Below are 14,351 nucleotides of genomic sequence, written 5' to 3'. Positions count from 1 at the left end.
TGCGCCAAGGGGGGCCGAAACACCAGAACACCAGGGCGAAACACCCTGGCAGAGCCTGCTCGCCCGCCTGGTGGAGGTGATGCGGGAAGTGAGGGACCGGGCCGCTCGCGCGGTGGGCTCACCAGCGAGCTCCACCTGGGCGCGGACGGCCGCTGCCGCCCGCTGTCCCTGGTTGTCACCCGCGGGCAGCGGGCGGACTGCGCCCGGCTTTCACCCCGTTCCACGGCATGGCCGTCGGGCGCTGGTTGGAGCGGCAGCATGAACACGTGGCCTGGGCGGGCCTGTTGCCGAAGCAACGCGAGCTCCTGAAACAGCTCGGCATCGAACCGCTCCCCGCCCCGGCAGTGGCCCCGGCGAAGGCGCGTACGGGCGTCTGGCGCCTTCGAGCGGGGCGTAGCAGCCCTCCCCGCCAGTACAAAGTCCGCACCGGCTCCGTGGGGCCCATAAGCCGCTTCAACGTCGAGGTTCTGCCAGACGGGACCCAGGTCAAGCTCGGCGTCTGGGTCATGAACCTCAAGAGCAGGCGCAGCAAGCTCACCCCTGACAAGCTCCAGCAGCTCGCCGAACTCGGGCTCGGCTGGGCGGCGTAGGTAGGGACACCGTCACGTGCCCCGGCCCCGGCCCCGATCCGGGCTGCGCCCCGCAAAACCGCATCATGTACGAGCCGCTCCTCATCCTGCCGACCGCCGTGCGGCAGGATGAGGTCATGAGCGTAGTCAAGATCAACCTACTGACCGTCCCCGCCGAGCAGCGGGAGACGCTGGAGAAGCGCTTCGCCTCCCGTGCCCATGCAGTGGAGAACTCCGACGGGTTCGAATGGTTCGAACTCCTCCGCCCCGTCGAAGGCACCGATAACTACCTCGTCTACACGCGGTGGCGTGACGAAGAGTCCTTCCAAGCCTGGATGGAAGGCCCCATGAAGACAGCCCACAAGAGCGGTGACGCGGAAAGCAGCGAGCGCCCCAAGCCGGCGGCGAGCGGGTCCGCACTGTGGTCCTTCGAGGTCGTGCAGCAAGCGGCGCCGACAAGCGCGTAGACAAGACTGTGTGCGAACAGCTTCAGCAGCGTCTTCGCATCACGGTCGGAACAGTTACGGGACAGCCCTTACACCTCGAACTCGTAGGTCATGGAGAGGGACGACAGATACAGGGAAGATCATCTGAAGCGGAGTCGCCCCTGCAGAAAACCCCAGCGGTCAGCGCACCGTGGTGGGCGCAGGGCCCACACGACCGCTGTGAGCGTATTACTGATGCAACCGCATCCGGGGGAACGAATGACGCGGCTGAGACTGTCCCTATGCGTCGGAGGGGGCGGCTCCTCGTGCTGGTTGCCGACGGGCTGGCCTGGACCGTCTGGTTCCAGGACGGTGACGGCGAAGACCTCGGAGACCGGTGCCAGAGTTCCCTTGCGGTCGAGGAGGCGCGGGGGTTCTTCGGCGTCGCCAGGCTGAAGGCGCGCGGCCACACCGGCGACTGGGGCGGCTCCCAGTGATGCTCGGTCTGGGCCGAGGGCCATGACGGCGGGCCGGTCCTCAAGCTCCGGGTATGGCCGCGGGCGGCCTACCGAGCGAGCGGCCCCGCCGTGGACGAGTCGACACCGCCGATCGGTCACGGCTGCGCCGGGTCCTTCGAAAGCGGGTATTCGCCAGGACCCGCTGTGCTGGTCGGCTGCAAGGCGATGGCGGGCGCTGGTCTGCTTGTCACGGCCGAGACGAGCCGGAAGTCGGAGGATCTCTCCTGCCACGCCCAGTGCGAGGGCGCACTCGGCGAACGTCCAGGAACTGTCGACCGCACGGAGTGGACGATGCGGCCCGTCGGCCGGGCGACGGGCACTCGCCGCGGCGTGGTGACCGGGCGTGAAGCTGCTCGGTTGCGCGCAACAGACGTCACCGAGAAGCCTCCGGCACGCGCACTGACGGAGCAATGCGAGGTGAGCCGGGGCGAGTTGGACCTGTTCCGTATGACCGCCTACTACGGGGCGCCTGCGCAGGAGGAGATGTATCTCGACGGCAGGTATCCGGGAACGGTGAAGGGCGCATACACCCGCACCATCGAACGTGGGGGCGCCGTCGGGACCGCCTACTTCACGCTCGTGCGCGTCAAGGACAAGGCGGCGGACGGTGCCGTGGAACGCATGGAACGAGTGACCCTGCGGCGCTGAAGCGGATTCTGGAGTCGTACGCGACCGCCTCGGGCAAGCGGCACGGCTGCCCCGCCCCCTGACTGCTTCTGTCGGACTGCGCATTCGGCGGACCCCGCTTGGGCGGCTGGGGAGGGACGCGTGGTCACGTGTGAGCGTGACCGGCCTCACAGGCACGGTGAGCCGCTGCCGGGATTTCATCGCTTGGGATGCTCATCATGTCGTCGACGTGGAAGAGGAAAGCAACTCCGCGCAGGCCTGGGCAGGAACCGAATCAATGGCGACGCCGTCGAAGGGGCAATTGAGCTGCTGAAAGGCCTGGCCATGACGAAATCCAGCACGTATCTGCTCGCCGCATCCGCTGCGCTTGCCCTCGCCGCGGTCGGCTGCGACGCAGGGTCCACACCGGCCTCCGCCGGAGGCGGTGCCAAGGCAAAGGCAGCCCGGTGGTCCGAACCGGATCGGTATTCTTTCCAGCTTCTCTCCGAGTCCGGAGAGCGGGGCGGCCTTGGAAAGTACCGGATCACCGTGGGGAGCGGGAAGGTTATCAAGGCGATCGGCCTCGACGAGCCGGCCCGGCGTACCGTCGAGGAGAATCCGCAGGATGTCCCGACGCTTGGCAGTCTCCTCACTGATGTCCAGAAGGCCCGTGCAGGCCAGGCTGATGTCGCAAAGGCGGTATTCGCCGCAGATGGACACCCCACTGAGATTCACATCGATTGGCTGGCGAATGCCATCGATGACGAGGCCGACTACCTCATCACCGAATACCGCGAACTCCCCTGACCGGCGCGCCCCCAAACGTCCAGGTCTGCAAGCAGCGATGGCCGCACACCGTCCGGTGTGCGGCCATCGGCCATGTACGGACGTGGTTGCTCTCCTCGGTCAGCGCTTCGAGGCAGTGGTCAGCCGCGGGGCCGGTGCCGCTGCGGGGCCGGTGCCGCCGCTGCCGACCACAAGGCTCCCCCACCGAGGTCCGCCCGACCAGCGCGCGATCAGCGGACGTCCACGTAGTCGGCCGCCGCCGTGGCCGACGGGGTCGTCGTGGTGCCGGCGAAGGTGTAGCGCCAGTACCCGTCGGCCGATGCGGTCACCGTGGTCTTCAGGTTGCCGGTACTGTTCGTCGTCACCGTTTTCACCGTGGTGTACGACGTCGCCCCCTTCTTGCGGAACTGAAGCTTCACAGGCTGCGCGGTGTACCCGCTGTAGCTGCCGGTCTCCCAGTTGGCCCGCGCGAGCTTGCCGGTGATGGTGAGCGTCTTCCCCTTGGTCACGGGTTCGGGAGAGGCGTTGACCGTCTGAGTGGAGTCGCGCTGCAGGAGCGCCGACTTGGCGGCGTGCAGGTCGGTGTAACTCCTGCCGTCCGCGGACTCCGCCCAGGACGCCAGCTTCCAGGTGCCCGCGAGTGCGTTGCGCCCGAGTGTCCAGCGGGGTGCGATGTACGCGAAGTGCGCCTCGCACGTGGCCGTCGTCGCGTCGGTCTTGGTGCAGGTCGCGGGCCAGGTGCCGTAGAGGACACCGTCCGGGGCGTCGTACGAGCCGTGGTAGAGGTACATGTCGCCACCCGCGATGCCGGACGGGTCGGTCGCGGTGAACTTTGCCTTGAACTCCTGGAGTGGCTCGTTCGTCAGCTCCACGCCCTTTCCGCCGTTGATGGCAACGTTGGAGATGCGGGTGGATCCGGCTGTCTCGTCACCTTGCGGACGCGGTCCGGCGAAGGCGCGCTCAATAGTGCGGCGTACGCTGCCGCCCTTGTCGTCGGTGGCGGTTACTCGCAGCGAGATGAAGGACGCGGTGGCCGGGACCATGAGGGTCGCCGTGTTGTCGGTGAGCGGCAGGCCTGTCCACGTGGCGCCGTCGTCCAGCGAGTATTCGATGCCGGTGATGGTCTCCGTCGCATCCGAGTTGCGGGTGGTGGCGGTGGCGGCAATCTGCACCGGGGTGGAGGCGCTGGCGCGGTTGGACTCGTCGAGCCCCGTGAGCTTCACCTGGGCATCGATCAGAGGCAGTTCGGTCGCCGTCGAGACCCGTGCGGAGGCGAAGGTCCACTCGTTGCGTACCGTCGTGGACAGCCGTCGGTACGGCACGCGGTGACTGGTGGTCTGGTCGAGTGTGTACGTCCCGGTTCCGGACGGCACGGTCGCTGTCAGCTGCTGGTGCGGCGTCATGCCGGTGGCCTCGGCGTAGGTGACGCCGCTGCGGGTCAGGCGGTACGAGAGGACAGACCGGCCGTCCGTGTCGGCGTGCCCCGCGGCGTCGCTGGCACCGTGCGGCTCGAACAGCCAGATCTTGTCGCCCTGCCGCTGTGACCCTCCCCACACGCGACGGGTCGGCTGCAGCGGTGCCTCGCCGACTGTCTCGGAGGCCGCTGGTCCGGCGGCCAAGGAACGGTCGGGCAGCGCGAGACTGTAGTCACCGGTCCCATAGTTCAGTGACCGGCTGTAGGAGATGCCGGGGGTGACGTATTCGGTGACCGACCCGGCCACCGGCACGGGTGAGCCCAGATAGACGCCGGTCCACTCGCCGAGGTTTGGGACCGTCTGCAGCAGGGCGGTGGTCCTTGTGCCCGGAGCGCGGACGTGCGTGACCGTCTTCGCGAGCGCTGCTCGGTTCACCGACGCAATAGGCGACGCGGGCACGGTGTCCCGGAACGTGTGCGTGAGGTCGTAACGATAGGGGCTGGGTGTACTGGCTGTGGTGCCCTTGCGGGCGAGGACGTCGTGGATCCGCAGTGCAGCACCCGGCTGCGAGAACGGCGTGACGTACACCTTGTCCGCCCCCGAACCCGCGAAGCCCGCCAGCCCACCTCCGGGCACGGAGATCCACACGGCGGAACTGCCGCGGGTAGCCGTCGTGTCGTCGACCCGGATCCCGGTCTCCTTGGCGGCCCGCTCGTCGAAGGTGACGGTGGTGGCAGCCGTGCCAACCTTGAAGGTGCGCGTGAGGACGTAGCTCGGCCGTTGCCAGTCGCTGTGCAGCGCCACCGAGAAGTAGTCGCCCGGCGGCAGCTTCGCGGTCGAAGACGGGCCGATGGCGTCACTGTCGACGGCGTATCCCGCCCAGGTCTTGCGATCCCAGACGTAGAAGCTCTTGCTCGCGACGTCGGCGTTGGAAATGGTCAGCTTCACGGAGTACGTGGCCGCCGCCTTCGCCCCGGCCGCCGACCCTGCCCCTGTGCCTCTCGGCAGAGCAACCCTGGTGGCTGGCACCGATTGCGGCAGCGCGGCCGGCCGCACGGCCAGCGTGCCGTTCGTGGAGGCGATGGCATACCGCTTGCCGCGTGGCCCGCCGTCGTCCGTGATGCGTACGTCGCCGCCGACGATCTCGACGCGCTCGCCGTTTCCCAGACCGACTGCCTGGGACAGGCTCTCGGCCATCGTGCCCTTCGCCTCGGAAATCCGGCCCACCGTCCATGGGCCCGCGTCCGACGCGGTGGCTGCCGGCGCGATCAGCACCCCCGCCAGCACCACCGCGCACACGCCCGCCCCTGCGGATCTTCGTGCATTCCACGTCCAGGTCCCAGGCATCAGTCCGCCCTCCCCATCGCTCGACCGACGACAACTCCTGGCCCCCCCTGCCGAGGAGTCAATCATCGACACCCTAGAGCGGAGAGATCCAGCAGCATAGGTCGGGTGGCGCACTTGCGACGCTGGTGGTCACTGTGAGTCAGTGAGGCATTGTGCGGTCCAGGAATGAGTGGACGGCTTGCGCGAACCTTTCCGGGTCGTCGGCGTAGAGCCAGTCTCCGCAACCGGGGAGTTCGACCAGCTCGGCGCCCGGTCGCTCCTGAGCCTGGCTGGAGGCTGCCCACGCGACGGAGAAATCTCCGGTCAGGTCGTGCACACGCCGATAACCAGAGGTGACGGAGCACATCGCGGGAGTGCCCGGCACTGGGCACCACCGCGACGACAGCCCGGCCAGCATGGGGCACTCAGAGGCTCAACGGACACTCATACACGCAGCGATGCAGCGGGAATTCACACCATGTTGGTCATTTGGGGAGTATGTCGATCCGCCTCGGCATGCTCAATGGACTTCTTTCTTGCGAGTCGCGCTAACTGCTCTGGTTTCGGATCACGCGGCGGAGACTGATGCGGGCTGCGGCGAGGTCGTCCTCAAGCTCGGTGACTCGCCGCTGGAGTTCCGCGTTCTGGGTGGTCGCCTGTCGTTCCGCGGCGGACAGCCGCAGGTTCTCCTCGGTGAGCTCGTTGACGCGGTCGACCAGGTCGTGGTTGCCGAGCTGTTCGACCTGCTGCTCGAGATGAACGCGGGCCTGTTGCCGCAACCGGCCGTTCTCGGTGCGGAGCCGCTGGATCTCCTGGCAAGCGAGAAGCAGGTCGGTCTGCTCGCTGGCAGTGGAGACCTTCCGTCCGCTCTGCTGGTCCTGGTGTCCCTGGGCCGCCTGGCGAGCCCGGGCCTGGTCGATGCGTTCGCGCAGGCCGGGGGCATAGACGAGCCAGCTGGAGACGCCCGCCTCGCGGGCGACCGTGGCGAAGGTAACGTGGCGGTTGTCGCGGAGCAGCGCCTGCGCCAAGCTGATGATCAGTGACTTGATCCGCTCTGCGTCGTCCACGCGCCCCTCCCAGGGGCGCTGGCCGGGCACAGCCCTACCTGCCCGTGGTCGGCGCCGAACGCAGCGGCCGGAGCGCGCACCGGGCTGGTTACCAGCAGATCGAGTTGTCCTGTTGCGCACTTTCCGTTGCCCAACATGCCTTCATATGCTCGCAGTTCACCTATCCGCCCGTTTCAGGGGGTGTCGTGCCAGCCGACACGATGTACTGCTACACCTGCGAATCTGACGAAGAGCACCGTCGCCTCAATGCCACGGAGAAAGTCTGGCTCAAGAAGCGCACAGGCCGAAAGACCGTCGAGGAGTTCTTCATGTGCAAGGCGCCGGGCTGCCGGAATCTGCGGACCGGTTTCAACAAGCGCCCCTTCGAGCCTGTCATCCGCGTGCCCCTGCCCGACTGACCCCGTGGGACAGCAGGCCCGCTGACGTACCCTCTGAAGACGCTACCGGGCGCGCTGATGCAGTGGGCCACCTGTGCCACAGGCCATCGCCGCCCGGTCCGGCCCTTCGTGCTTGTACGCGGGTGCACAGGAACCCTTGGGTGAGGCCGGCCCTCTGGTCGTGGTCCAGGGCCGCAGTGGAGGGCGCTTGGGCCATGGGCTCCGGCCCTGGCGCGATCGGGCAGTCAGCACGACGGAGGCCCCCGCCAGTCGGCGGGGGCCTCCGTGCACTCAGTGCTTGTCGAGCTCAAGGTCAAGCGGCGAGGGCAGTGCCAGCGGTGGCCACCGCCACCGTCGCACCCACCGCTGGGCCCACCGCTTCGGGGCATGCCACCGATGGGCCGGGACGGCGGTTCCCGCCGCCGTTGCGCACCTGTTTGCGGCCGCCGCACGCTGGGACAGACCCGTAACCCGGCGGATCTCGACCCCAAACGGTGACATGGCCTCATCAACCCGCACCGCCCGTGCCCGGGCAGCCGCCCGGCCGCACTGCGTAGTCCGCGAGCACCGGTTCCAGTACGCCGAAGGCGTGCCGCGCCTCGCCTGCCACAACCTCCGCGATCTAGGGATTGGCCCGCTCGGCGAGCGTGAGGTCCTGGATCCGCCGGAACAGCACCCGGTGCACAGCCGCGATGAGCGCCTCCGCGAGGGCCTCTTCGCGCCGGTCGTGCAGGCCCCGCAGACAGGCGGAGAGCGTCGGGCTCTCGTCGATCGTCCGGGAGAACTCCGGGCCCGCGAATCCGGCGACCGGGCTCTGCCCGGCGACGGCGGCCCCGAAGGCGCCGTGCGGCGCGGCAAGTGCGGACTCCCCCGCCGCGCGCCCGGCCACGATACCGGCCAGGCTCCAGACGAACGCCTCCTCGTGGTCGAGGGCCAAGTCGTCTTTGCCAGCGAAGTAGTCGGTCACGGTCCTCCGATGAGCCAGTCCACCATGGCCCAGAGCAGAAACTTCGACCTCGCGGTTCACGCTGAGGCGCTCGCCAGCTCTTACCTATGAAGACTGCCGCCCACATGAATCCCAGTGTGCTCCTCCCGTCCTGCTAGTGGCTCGTCACGCAGCCTTGGCCGGGTAATCGGTCCAGGTGCGGATCGGTGAGTCGGGGGCGAAGTTGGTTTTCGCTTCGGCGCGGATGTAGGCGGCGATGGCGGCGTTCTGCTCGCTGTGGCTGCGGTGGTCGGTGCCGTTCAGCGCGAAATAACGCAAGGCGGCAAACTCCGACTCGATCCAGTTCAACCACGAGCCGTAGGTCGGAAGGAAGACCAGCTCGATATCGTGCGCCGCGGCCCAGGCCCGGACGTTGGGGTGTTTGTGCGGGGAGAAGTTGTCCAGGACGATGTACAGCTTCTCCCCGGGCCAGCGGACGCGCAGGGCCTTGAGCAGGCCCAGGAACTCCCGCCACCGCTTGCGCTGCCGGATCCGGTAGTACATCTTCCCCGTGCCCAGGTCGAGCGCGGCGAGCATGTGCATCACGCCGTCGTACCGGTTGTAGGTGGCCCTCAGACGGCGGGGCGAACGCCGGGGCCGCCAGGCCTTGCCCTTGCGCGGCATCAGGTTGAGCGGGCCGAACTCGTCGACGCATATCACCCGGTCGTCGGCGGGAGGGGCGTCGTACAGCTCCAGCACCCGGTGCATCTTGGTCAGGAAGTCCGGGTATGCGCCGACCTACCGCCAGGGCCTGCTGGCGGTGACCCCGGAGCTTCCCGCCCACCCCACCGACGAGCAGGTCGACGCGTGGCTCGAACTGGGCGAACTTGTAAGGGACCCCGCTCTGCGCGCCGGTATGCGCCGCATGGCCCGGTATGCCGCCGAGCACAACCCGGGCGAGCACGATGAAGGCGTGCTGCAGGCGCAGCACGCGACCGACGACTGGCTGCGGCGGGTGGAAACTGCAACAGAGGACGGGATCGCCCCGGACTCGCCAACGGCCGACCCCGTCGTCGCCGCCATCGTGGCGGCCTGGATTCCCACACAGGCATCTACGACGGGCAAGGTGCTCGTTGACGATGCGCGGGCCCGGAACCTGCTTCTGGAACAGCTCGAAGTCGCCTCCGACACAAACGTCGAGCGGTACTGGCAGCTGCTGTGCGTCATCAACGGCTGGCCCATGCGGCCGAGCATGGCGACCTCCGGTCAATGGCTGAAGACGGCGCTGCGATCCAACCCCTCGCCCGGTGCGCGTGCCGCGAAACTCGGCGAGATGTACGACGCCGGGGACGACGCATGGGAACCGGCAGGCGTGCTCAACGCCTGCGAAAACGTCCTGAATGCCGTCAGCGCCCTCATCTCCGCCATGACCCCGGCCAGTTCGGCCGACCGACGCCATGTGCCGACTGGGACGTACGCACCTTGCTCAACCATCTGGTCTGGGAGAACCTGCTGTGGGCCGGTCTGGCCAATGGCCACCCTCGCTCCGACTTCACCGCCGATCACCTCGGCGACGACCACGTCGAGGCGTTCCATACCGCCTCGCGCGGAGCGCTGACCGCCTTCTGTCGACCGGGCATGCTCAAGCAGAGGTACGGGCCGGCGCCGGGGATACGGCTGGTCGAGCAGCTGGTGATCGAGATGCTGGTCCACGGCTGGGACCTCGCCCGAGCCATCGGACGCCCCCCACGACTTCGTCCCGGATCTTGCCGAGTCGGCCCTTCCGGTCGTACGGGAGATCTACGGTGACCTGCCCCGAACCACCGCCGGATCCTTCGCTCCGCCACAGTCAGTGCCCGAAGATGCGAGCGCTCTCGACCGTCTGGCCGCCTGCCTTGGCCGCACCATCTCCTGACAGACCAGCAGCGCCAGCGCGAGAGCATCGCCCGAGTTGGCTTCGTTCACTTCCAGCGATAGCGTTTGCCGATCTGTTTGAGCAGCAGTGAGTGCCCAGCCTCGCCATGGTTGTTCACGAGAATTGACGGCACCTCTGTCCGCTGGCGGGGGCGGCTGATAGGTCCATCGTGATTCCTGCCTGAGGAAGGTCGTCAACGTGTCGCAGTGCTGTGTCAACAGGTGGCGACAGCCAAGCTGACCACGTAGTGCTCCTCGACCATCCGGTTCGGGAAGACCTCGGCCAGGAGGTCGCGCTCCTCGGCAATAAAGGTGTTCGTCGCCTCCTTGCCGAGGACGAGGAAGTCGGAGTAGCTGGCGAGGTTGGCGAGATGCATGTCGAGAGGAACGCTCCGGGTCCACAGCACGTGCCGGTGGACGAAGCCGAGCCCGGGCGGCAGTCCGCGGAACCGGGCCATGGGGTCGTGAGGGCCGTCGTCGGCACCGAAAAGTCGGCGCAAGCGCGCGTCCTGGTCGGCAATCCACGGAACGGTGCTATCTGAGTCGTTCCACCAAAGGGCGAGTGCACCACCGGCGCGCAGGACTCGGAGAGCTTCCGGGACGGATTTGCGCTGGTCGGTCCAGTGCCAGGCTTGGGCATATGTGAGGACGTCGATGGAGGCGGAGGCCAGCGGCAGGTTGTTGCCGTCCCCGATCACAAGGGGGACTTCGGGCAGGCTGAGACGGAACTGAGCGGCCATCCCGGGGCCGGGCTCGACCGCGATGACGTTCGCACCGCGGGCCCGGAGAAGCATCGTCGCCAGTCCGGTGCCAGCCCCGACGTCGGCGACGCGGGCGCCCTCCAAGGGGCAGCCGGTGAGTTCCTCGACCGCGTCGAGCAATCCGGACGGGTATGAAGGACGGTTCGCAGCGTAGCTGGCGGCAGCCGTGTCGAACGAGCGGGCCCGCGAAGTGATGGTCATACGAGCATTGTTGACGGCTGCAGGTACTTGGCGCCGTACTTTTATGCCTTTCCTCCGACAGCAGGTAGTCACCGGGACGTCGGGGGATGCACCAGCGTGACGGCTCGCCGCCCACCAGCCGGCGATGGCGAGCCTGAAACCCTGCCCCGCGTCGCGGACTACTACGACCGCAAACGTGCCGAGGGCCATGGACACAAGCAGGCCCTGATCGCGCTCGCGCGGCGGAGAGTGAACGTCCTGTGGGCCATGATCCGTGACGGAGCGTGCTACCACCCCGTACCGAGTGTTTCTCCTGCGGTTTGACAACGGCATTGGGATGTTCTCTGCGCCCGGGGGTCATACCTGAGATCGAGCCAGGGGCGGCTCAGGGACAGCTCGGGGTCGTCCCCTGATGGCAGGGGAGGCACGCATCACGAAGATCCTTCGTATGACTTCGAACACATACCGCCCGGCTCGCCCTCGGCCCGGGCGCAAGCGGCTACTCATGGTGGCGCCGGTCCTCACGGCTGTGATCGCCGCAACCATGGGCGCAGCCTTTCCCGCCCAAGCCGTCCCCACGTCACGACCGCCTGCGGCCGCGGCACCCCTCCCCTCGCTGGACCCGACGGTGCTTCAACAGGCGATCTCCAGTGCACCGAACCGGGTCACAGCGGTGCTGGCCCGGGTGAGCGGACCGGACGGGCGATGGTCGGGGGCATCGGGAGTGGCCGACACGATATCCGGCGAGCAGGTGCCGGTCGACGGGAGGTTCCGGCTCGGCAGCGTCACGAAGACGTTCATCGCGACAGTGGTGCTGCAGCTTGCCGCCGAGCACCGGGTCGATCTGGACAGCCCGGTGCAGGACTACCTCCCGGGTGTCCTCCCCGCCGATTACCCACCGATGTCGGTCCGTCAGCTCCTTGACTTCACCAGCGGCCTGCCCGAGTTGACGACCGAGGATCTTCCGACGGACCCTCAGGGGATCGTGGCCCACCGGTTCGACGACCACCCGCTCTCCCAACTGGTCGGCATGGCGGTCCGGCACCCGAGGCTGTTCGACCGGCCCGGCAGCATGCAGGTGTACGGCGCCACCGGGTACTACGTCGCTGGGATGCTCATCGAGAAGCTGACCGGGCAAAGTTATCAGCGGGAGATCACCGATCGCATCCTGCTCCCGCTGCACCTGCGGGACACCACGGCACCGGAGACGGATCCGACGATCCCCGGCCCGCACGCGCACGGTTACATCGCCGTCCCGCAGCCCGATGGCAGCAGCCGTCTGGTGGACATCACGGAGCAGAACCCCGGCGCCGGGGGAATGATCTCCACCACGGCCGATCTCGACCGCTTCATGACCGTGCTGTTCCGCGGCCGGCTCCTCCCGCCGGAGCAGCTCGCCGCGCTGTTCACCGTCCCGGACGTTCCATACCTGGGCGGTGACGCCAAGGACCCGGGCCACGGCCGGGCCTACTACGGTGCGGGCCTGATGCGCGTCACCCTCCCCGACGGTGTGACCGTCTGGGGCAAGACCGGCAGCACCTTCGGCTACACCGACGGGATGTTCGCCACCCGCGACCTCCGCCGCCGACTCGCGTACTCCTTCAACCCCGTCACCGGCGGCGGCAATGATCTCGCCCTTGTCAACCAGATCGTCTCTGCCGCCTTCAACCCCTGAGGCGTTTCGGGTGCCGAGACCAACGATCTGAGCGGTTCAGCCGCCGACCGTCATGCGCTCTCGCCAGCCCCTGACGGTCTCGTCGGTGAGGTGGGGACGCGGCCGAGTCCGGTCGCCACGGATCAGTGGGCAGGTTAAACGACAGCCACTCGGTGGGCTTGGCGCCCGCCCCAGCCTCTCTTCAGAACTGGGTCACAGGTCGCGTGATGCCCGTTTCGTGATCAAGTAAGTCCGAGGAGCGCGAGGGGCCGGCGGGGGTCGTGGGCGTTTCGGCGGAGGGCGGCGGCGATGTTGGTGGCCCCGGCCAGTCGGAGTGCGCCGATGGCCAGGTTGCGCCGGGTGGCCATCGTGTGGGGCGCGTTGCCAGTCCGCAGTTGCGAGGCGCCCTCGGCAAAGGTGGTGTCACGGGCGTGATGCAGGGCCTCGATCTGCCAATGGTCGCGGATCAGGGCGGCGAGCTGCGCAGGTGCGGCCCTCGGCCTTGGCCGCGCCGCGCAGGCTCTTGCCGTCCACCGCCAGGCCGCGCAGCCGCTTGGCCTGGGGCTCAACTCGGCGGCGGTCGGCCGGTCAGGGGATCGCGACGTGCTCCGAGTCGATCCAGCACTGCGGGCGGGGCATCCGAGATCCACTCGCCGACTGCCAACAGCGAGGTGGCGTCGGCCAGTACCGCGCAGGCTGCGAGCGCAAGCACGTACACGAGGGCGTGGCGCACCCCGCACGGATCACGCGGATCGGGCACCTGTGCCAGCCGCTCCAGCAGGCCGGGGCACTCCTCGGGCACGACCTCCGATTGATCACGGAGCTGGTCAAGGGCAGGTGGAATCGGCGACGATGCGTTGGCAGGCATGGTCTTCCACTCAGATCACGGGACGTCGAGAACTCCATAATCTTGGAAGCCCGCGCTGCCTCGTGTTCGGACCAACCAACCCGCTCGGACCCGGATCAATCGGAAGATCCGCCACTTTGCTGAAGCCCTGGGACCTGCCGATAAATTACTGATTGTTTTTGGGTCTGGTCAGTCCGATGAGGTTCGCGAGGTCCTGGGCGGTGGCTGCCGTGATCGGGGCGGACTTGATGGGGTGGTCAAGTCCTTCCAGGACCGGGGTGATCTCGTGGGTCGCGTCACCGACTGCGTTTGCCGGTGAGTTCAGCAGGGTGGTCAGTGCTGTGACCTGGGTCTTCCAGCGGTGTCGGATCACGGTGACCAGGAGCCGGTCGGACAGCGAGAGCGGGCCTCGGCGCAGGGTGCGGTGCCGGGCCCGCTTGTGGTGCAGGCTGATCGGCGGATGGTCGAGGATGTATTGCTCGGCCTCGGTCAGGAGCTGGGCGAACTCGTGGGCCTGCATCCCGGTGATCACGGGGTGGTGCAGCCAGCCGGGGGCCCGGTCGGCCGGCTGGCTGCGGTCCTCGTGACGTGGAGAGGGCGGCGGGGTCGGTGGTTCGGGGTGCAGGGTGTAGTTCCATGTGCCGTACCACTCGTGCTCGGTCAGGGGCAGGGCGGCCATCACCTCGTCGGGAACGGTGATGCCGGTGGGGTAGGCGCCGGGGTCGAGTTCGGCGTGGACGGTCAGTCCGCTGCGGGTGCGGGTCGCTCCGATGGTGTTGACGACGACTTCGTGGCTGGTCAGTGGCCTGCCACGCCAGTTGATACTGATCTGCGAGAACACCCGTATTCTATTTTGTTCCATTTTGAAGTTCCCGGCCAATGCCGTTTTGAATGTTCATTGAGCTGGTAGTGACGGACTGAGCGTTGCGCCGTTATGCGGGGTGTGCATCCGTGGAGCGGGGTATCTGAGCGAGTACGGCT

General features: G+C 67.8%; 15 protein-coding genes and 2 pseudogenes. 9 read left to right on the top strand and 8 right to left on the bottom strand.

Going from position 1 to position 14,351, the window contains the following annotated elements; genetic code table 11:
* The first annotated feature begins 227 nt into the window (after positions 1-227).
* The 5 genes from ACIPEK_RS40285 (at position 228) to ACIPEK_RS40265 (ending at position 2,925) form a co-directional block, all read left to right on the top strand.
* Positions 228-590: a helicase associated domain-containing protein gene (locus ACIPEK_RS40285; protein ID WP_402007042.1), complete on the top strand. Its 363-nt coding sequence runs from the start codon at positions 228-230 to the stop codon at positions 588-590.
* Positions 591-706: 116 nt separating this feature from the next.
* Positions 707-1,036, top strand: a complete 330-nt coding sequence (locus tag ACIPEK_RS40280) for an antibiotic biosynthesis monooxygenase family protein (protein WP_402007072.1) — start codon at positions 707-709, stop codon at positions 1,034-1,036.
* Positions 1,037-1,296: 260 nt separating this feature from the next.
* Positions 1,297-1,491 carry a hypothetical protein gene (locus ACIPEK_RS40275; protein ID WP_402007040.1) on the top strand — a complete coding sequence of 65 codons (195 nt, stop codon included), beginning with the start codon at positions 1,297-1,299 and terminating at the stop codon, positions 1,489-1,491.
* 165 nt (positions 1,492-1,656) lie between these two features.
* Complete coding sequence (locus ACIPEK_RS40270) at positions 1,657-2,160, top strand: hypothetical protein (protein WP_402007038.1); 504 nt, start codon at positions 1,657-1,659, stop codon at positions 2,158-2,160.
* A 303-nt stretch (positions 2,161-2,463) separates the two neighbouring features.
* Entirely contained in the window at positions 2,464-2,925 is a 462-nt protein-coding gene (locus tag ACIPEK_RS40265; protein ID WP_402007036.1) for a DUF6174 domain-containing protein, read from the top strand.
* Between the two features lie 209 nt (positions 2,926-3,134).
* Here ACIPEK_RS40265 and ACIPEK_RS40260 read toward each other — a convergent pair whose 3' ends face one another.
* Both ACIPEK_RS40260 and ACIPEK_RS40255 read right to left on the bottom strand, forming a co-directional pair.
* A complete protein-coding gene (locus ACIPEK_RS40260; RefSeq protein ID WP_402007034.1) occupies positions 3,135-5,618 on the bottom strand; it encodes a hypothetical protein in 2,484 nt (827 codons plus the stop codon).
* Between the two features lie 575 nt (positions 5,619-6,193).
* Complete coding sequence (locus tag ACIPEK_RS40255; protein WP_402007032.1) at positions 6,194-6,712, bottom strand: DUF6262 family protein; 519 nt, start codon at positions 6,710-6,712, stop codon at positions 6,194-6,196.
* A gap of 185 nt (positions 6,713-6,897) precedes the next feature.
* On the opposite strand from ACIPEK_RS40255, the gene ACIPEK_RS40250 reads away from it, so the two are divergent.
* The gene (locus ACIPEK_RS40250; protein ID WP_383079950.1) at positions 6,898-7,110 is read left to right on the top strand and encodes a hypothetical protein; all 213 of its coding nucleotides are present in this window, start codon (positions 6,898-6,900) and stop codon (positions 7,108-7,110) included.
* 601 nt (positions 7,111-7,711) lie between these two features.
* Here ACIPEK_RS40250 and ACIPEK_RS40245 read toward each other — a convergent pair.
* Both ACIPEK_RS40245 and ACIPEK_RS40240 read right to left on the bottom strand, forming a co-directional pair.
* A complete protein-coding gene (locus ACIPEK_RS40245) occupies positions 7,712-8,056 on the bottom strand; it encodes a hypothetical protein (protein WP_402007030.1) in 345 nt (114 codons plus the stop codon).
* Between the two features lie 144 nt (positions 8,057-8,200).
* A complete protein-coding gene (locus ACIPEK_RS40240; RefSeq protein WP_402007028.1) occupies positions 8,201-8,782 on the bottom strand; it encodes an IS630 family transposase in 582 nt (193 codons plus the stop codon).
* Between the two features lie 501 nt (positions 8,783-9,283).
* Here ACIPEK_RS40240 and ACIPEK_RS40235 point away from each other — a divergent pair.
* The gene (locus ACIPEK_RS40235; RefSeq protein ID WP_402007026.1) at positions 9,284-9,823 is read left to right on the top strand and encodes a maleylpyruvate isomerase family mycothiol-dependent enzyme; all 540 of its coding nucleotides are present in this window, start codon (positions 9,284-9,286) and stop codon (positions 9,821-9,823) included.
* Positions 9,824-10,143: 320 nt separating this feature from the next.
* On the opposite strand, the gene ACIPEK_RS40230 is transcribed toward ACIPEK_RS40235, so the two are convergent.
* Positions 10,144-10,890 carry a class I SAM-dependent methyltransferase gene (locus ACIPEK_RS40230; RefSeq protein ID WP_402007024.1) on the bottom strand — a complete coding sequence of 249 codons (747 nt, stop codon included), beginning with the start codon at positions 10,888-10,890 and terminating at the stop codon, positions 10,144-10,146.
* 145 nt (positions 10,891-11,035) lie between these two features.
* Between ACIPEK_RS40230 and ACIPEK_RS40225 the strand changes: the two are divergent.
* Positions 11,036-11,193, top strand: a pseudogene (locus ACIPEK_RS40225) (IS110 family transposase); the annotation flags it as partial.
* A gap of 124 nt (positions 11,194-11,317) precedes the next feature.
* Entirely contained in the window at positions 11,318-12,544 is a 1,227-nt protein-coding gene (locus ACIPEK_RS40220; RefSeq protein ID WP_402007022.1) for a serine hydrolase domain-containing protein, read from the top strand.
* Positions 12,545-12,765: 221 nt separating this feature from the next.
* Here ACIPEK_RS40220 and ACIPEK_RS40215 read toward each other — a convergent pair whose 3' ends face one another.
* The 3 genes and pseudogenes from ACIPEK_RS40215 to ACIPEK_RS40205 form a co-directional block, all read right to left on the bottom strand.
* Positions 12,766-13,092 carry a hypothetical protein gene (locus ACIPEK_RS40215; RefSeq protein WP_402007076.1) on the bottom strand — a complete coding sequence of 109 codons (327 nt, stop codon included), beginning with the start codon at positions 13,090-13,092 and terminating at the stop codon, positions 12,766-12,768.
* Positions 13,089-13,391, bottom strand: a complete 303-nt coding sequence (locus ACIPEK_RS40210; RefSeq protein ID WP_402007020.1) for a transposase family protein — start codon at positions 13,389-13,391, stop codon at positions 13,089-13,091. The genes ACIPEK_RS40215 and ACIPEK_RS40210 overlap by 4 nt, the downstream gene beginning before the upstream one ends.
* A 145-nt stretch (positions 13,392-13,536) precedes the next feature.
* Positions 13,537-14,246: pseudogene (locus ACIPEK_RS40205) on the bottom strand (ISAzo13 family transposase); the annotation flags it as partial.
* Between the last annotated feature and the right edge of the window lie 105 nt (positions 14,247-14,351).

The organism is Streptomyces sp. NPDC088246, from assembly GCF_044741025.1.
GTDB lineage: Bacteria > Actinomycetota > Actinomycetes > Streptomycetales > Streptomycetaceae > Streptomyces.
Note: the sequence above shows the minus strand (reverse complement) of the source record. Positions and strands in the feature narration are given on the sequence as shown.

Coding starts and splice junctions, on each gene's coding strand:
- ACIPEK_RS40285 (WP_402007042.1), top strand. CDS start 228: ATGGCCGTCGGGCGCTGGTTGGAGCGGCAGCATGAACACGTGGCCTGG.
- ACIPEK_RS40280 (WP_402007072.1), top strand. CDS start 707: ATGAGCGTAGTCAAGATCAACCTACTGACCGTCCCCGCCGAGCAGCGG.
- ACIPEK_RS40275 (WP_402007040.1), top strand. CDS start 1,297: ATGCGTCGGAGGGGGCGGCTCCTCGTGCTGGTTGCCGACGGGCTGGCC.
- ACIPEK_RS40265 (WP_402007036.1), top strand. CDS start 2,464: ATGACGAAATCCAGCACGTATCTGCTCGCCGCATCCGCTGCGCTTGCC.
- ACIPEK_RS40240 (WP_402007028.1), bottom strand. CDS start 8,782: ATGCACCGGGTGCTGGAGCTGTACGACGCCCCTCCCGCCGACGACCGG.
- ACIPEK_RS40235 (WP_402007026.1), top strand. CDS start 9,284: ATGGCTGAAGACGGCGCTGCGATCCAACCCCTCGCCCGGTGCGCGTGC.
- ACIPEK_RS40230 (WP_402007024.1), bottom strand. CDS start 10,890: ATGACCATCACTTCGCGGGCCCGCTCGTTCGACACGGCTGCCGCCAGC.
- ACIPEK_RS40220 (WP_402007022.1), top strand. CDS start 11,318: ATGACTTCGAACACATACCGCCCGGCTCGCCCTCGGCCCGGGCGCAAG.
- ACIPEK_RS40210 (WP_402007020.1), bottom strand. CDS start 13,391: ATGCCTGCCAACGCATCGTCGCCGATTCCACCTGCCCTTGACCAGCTC.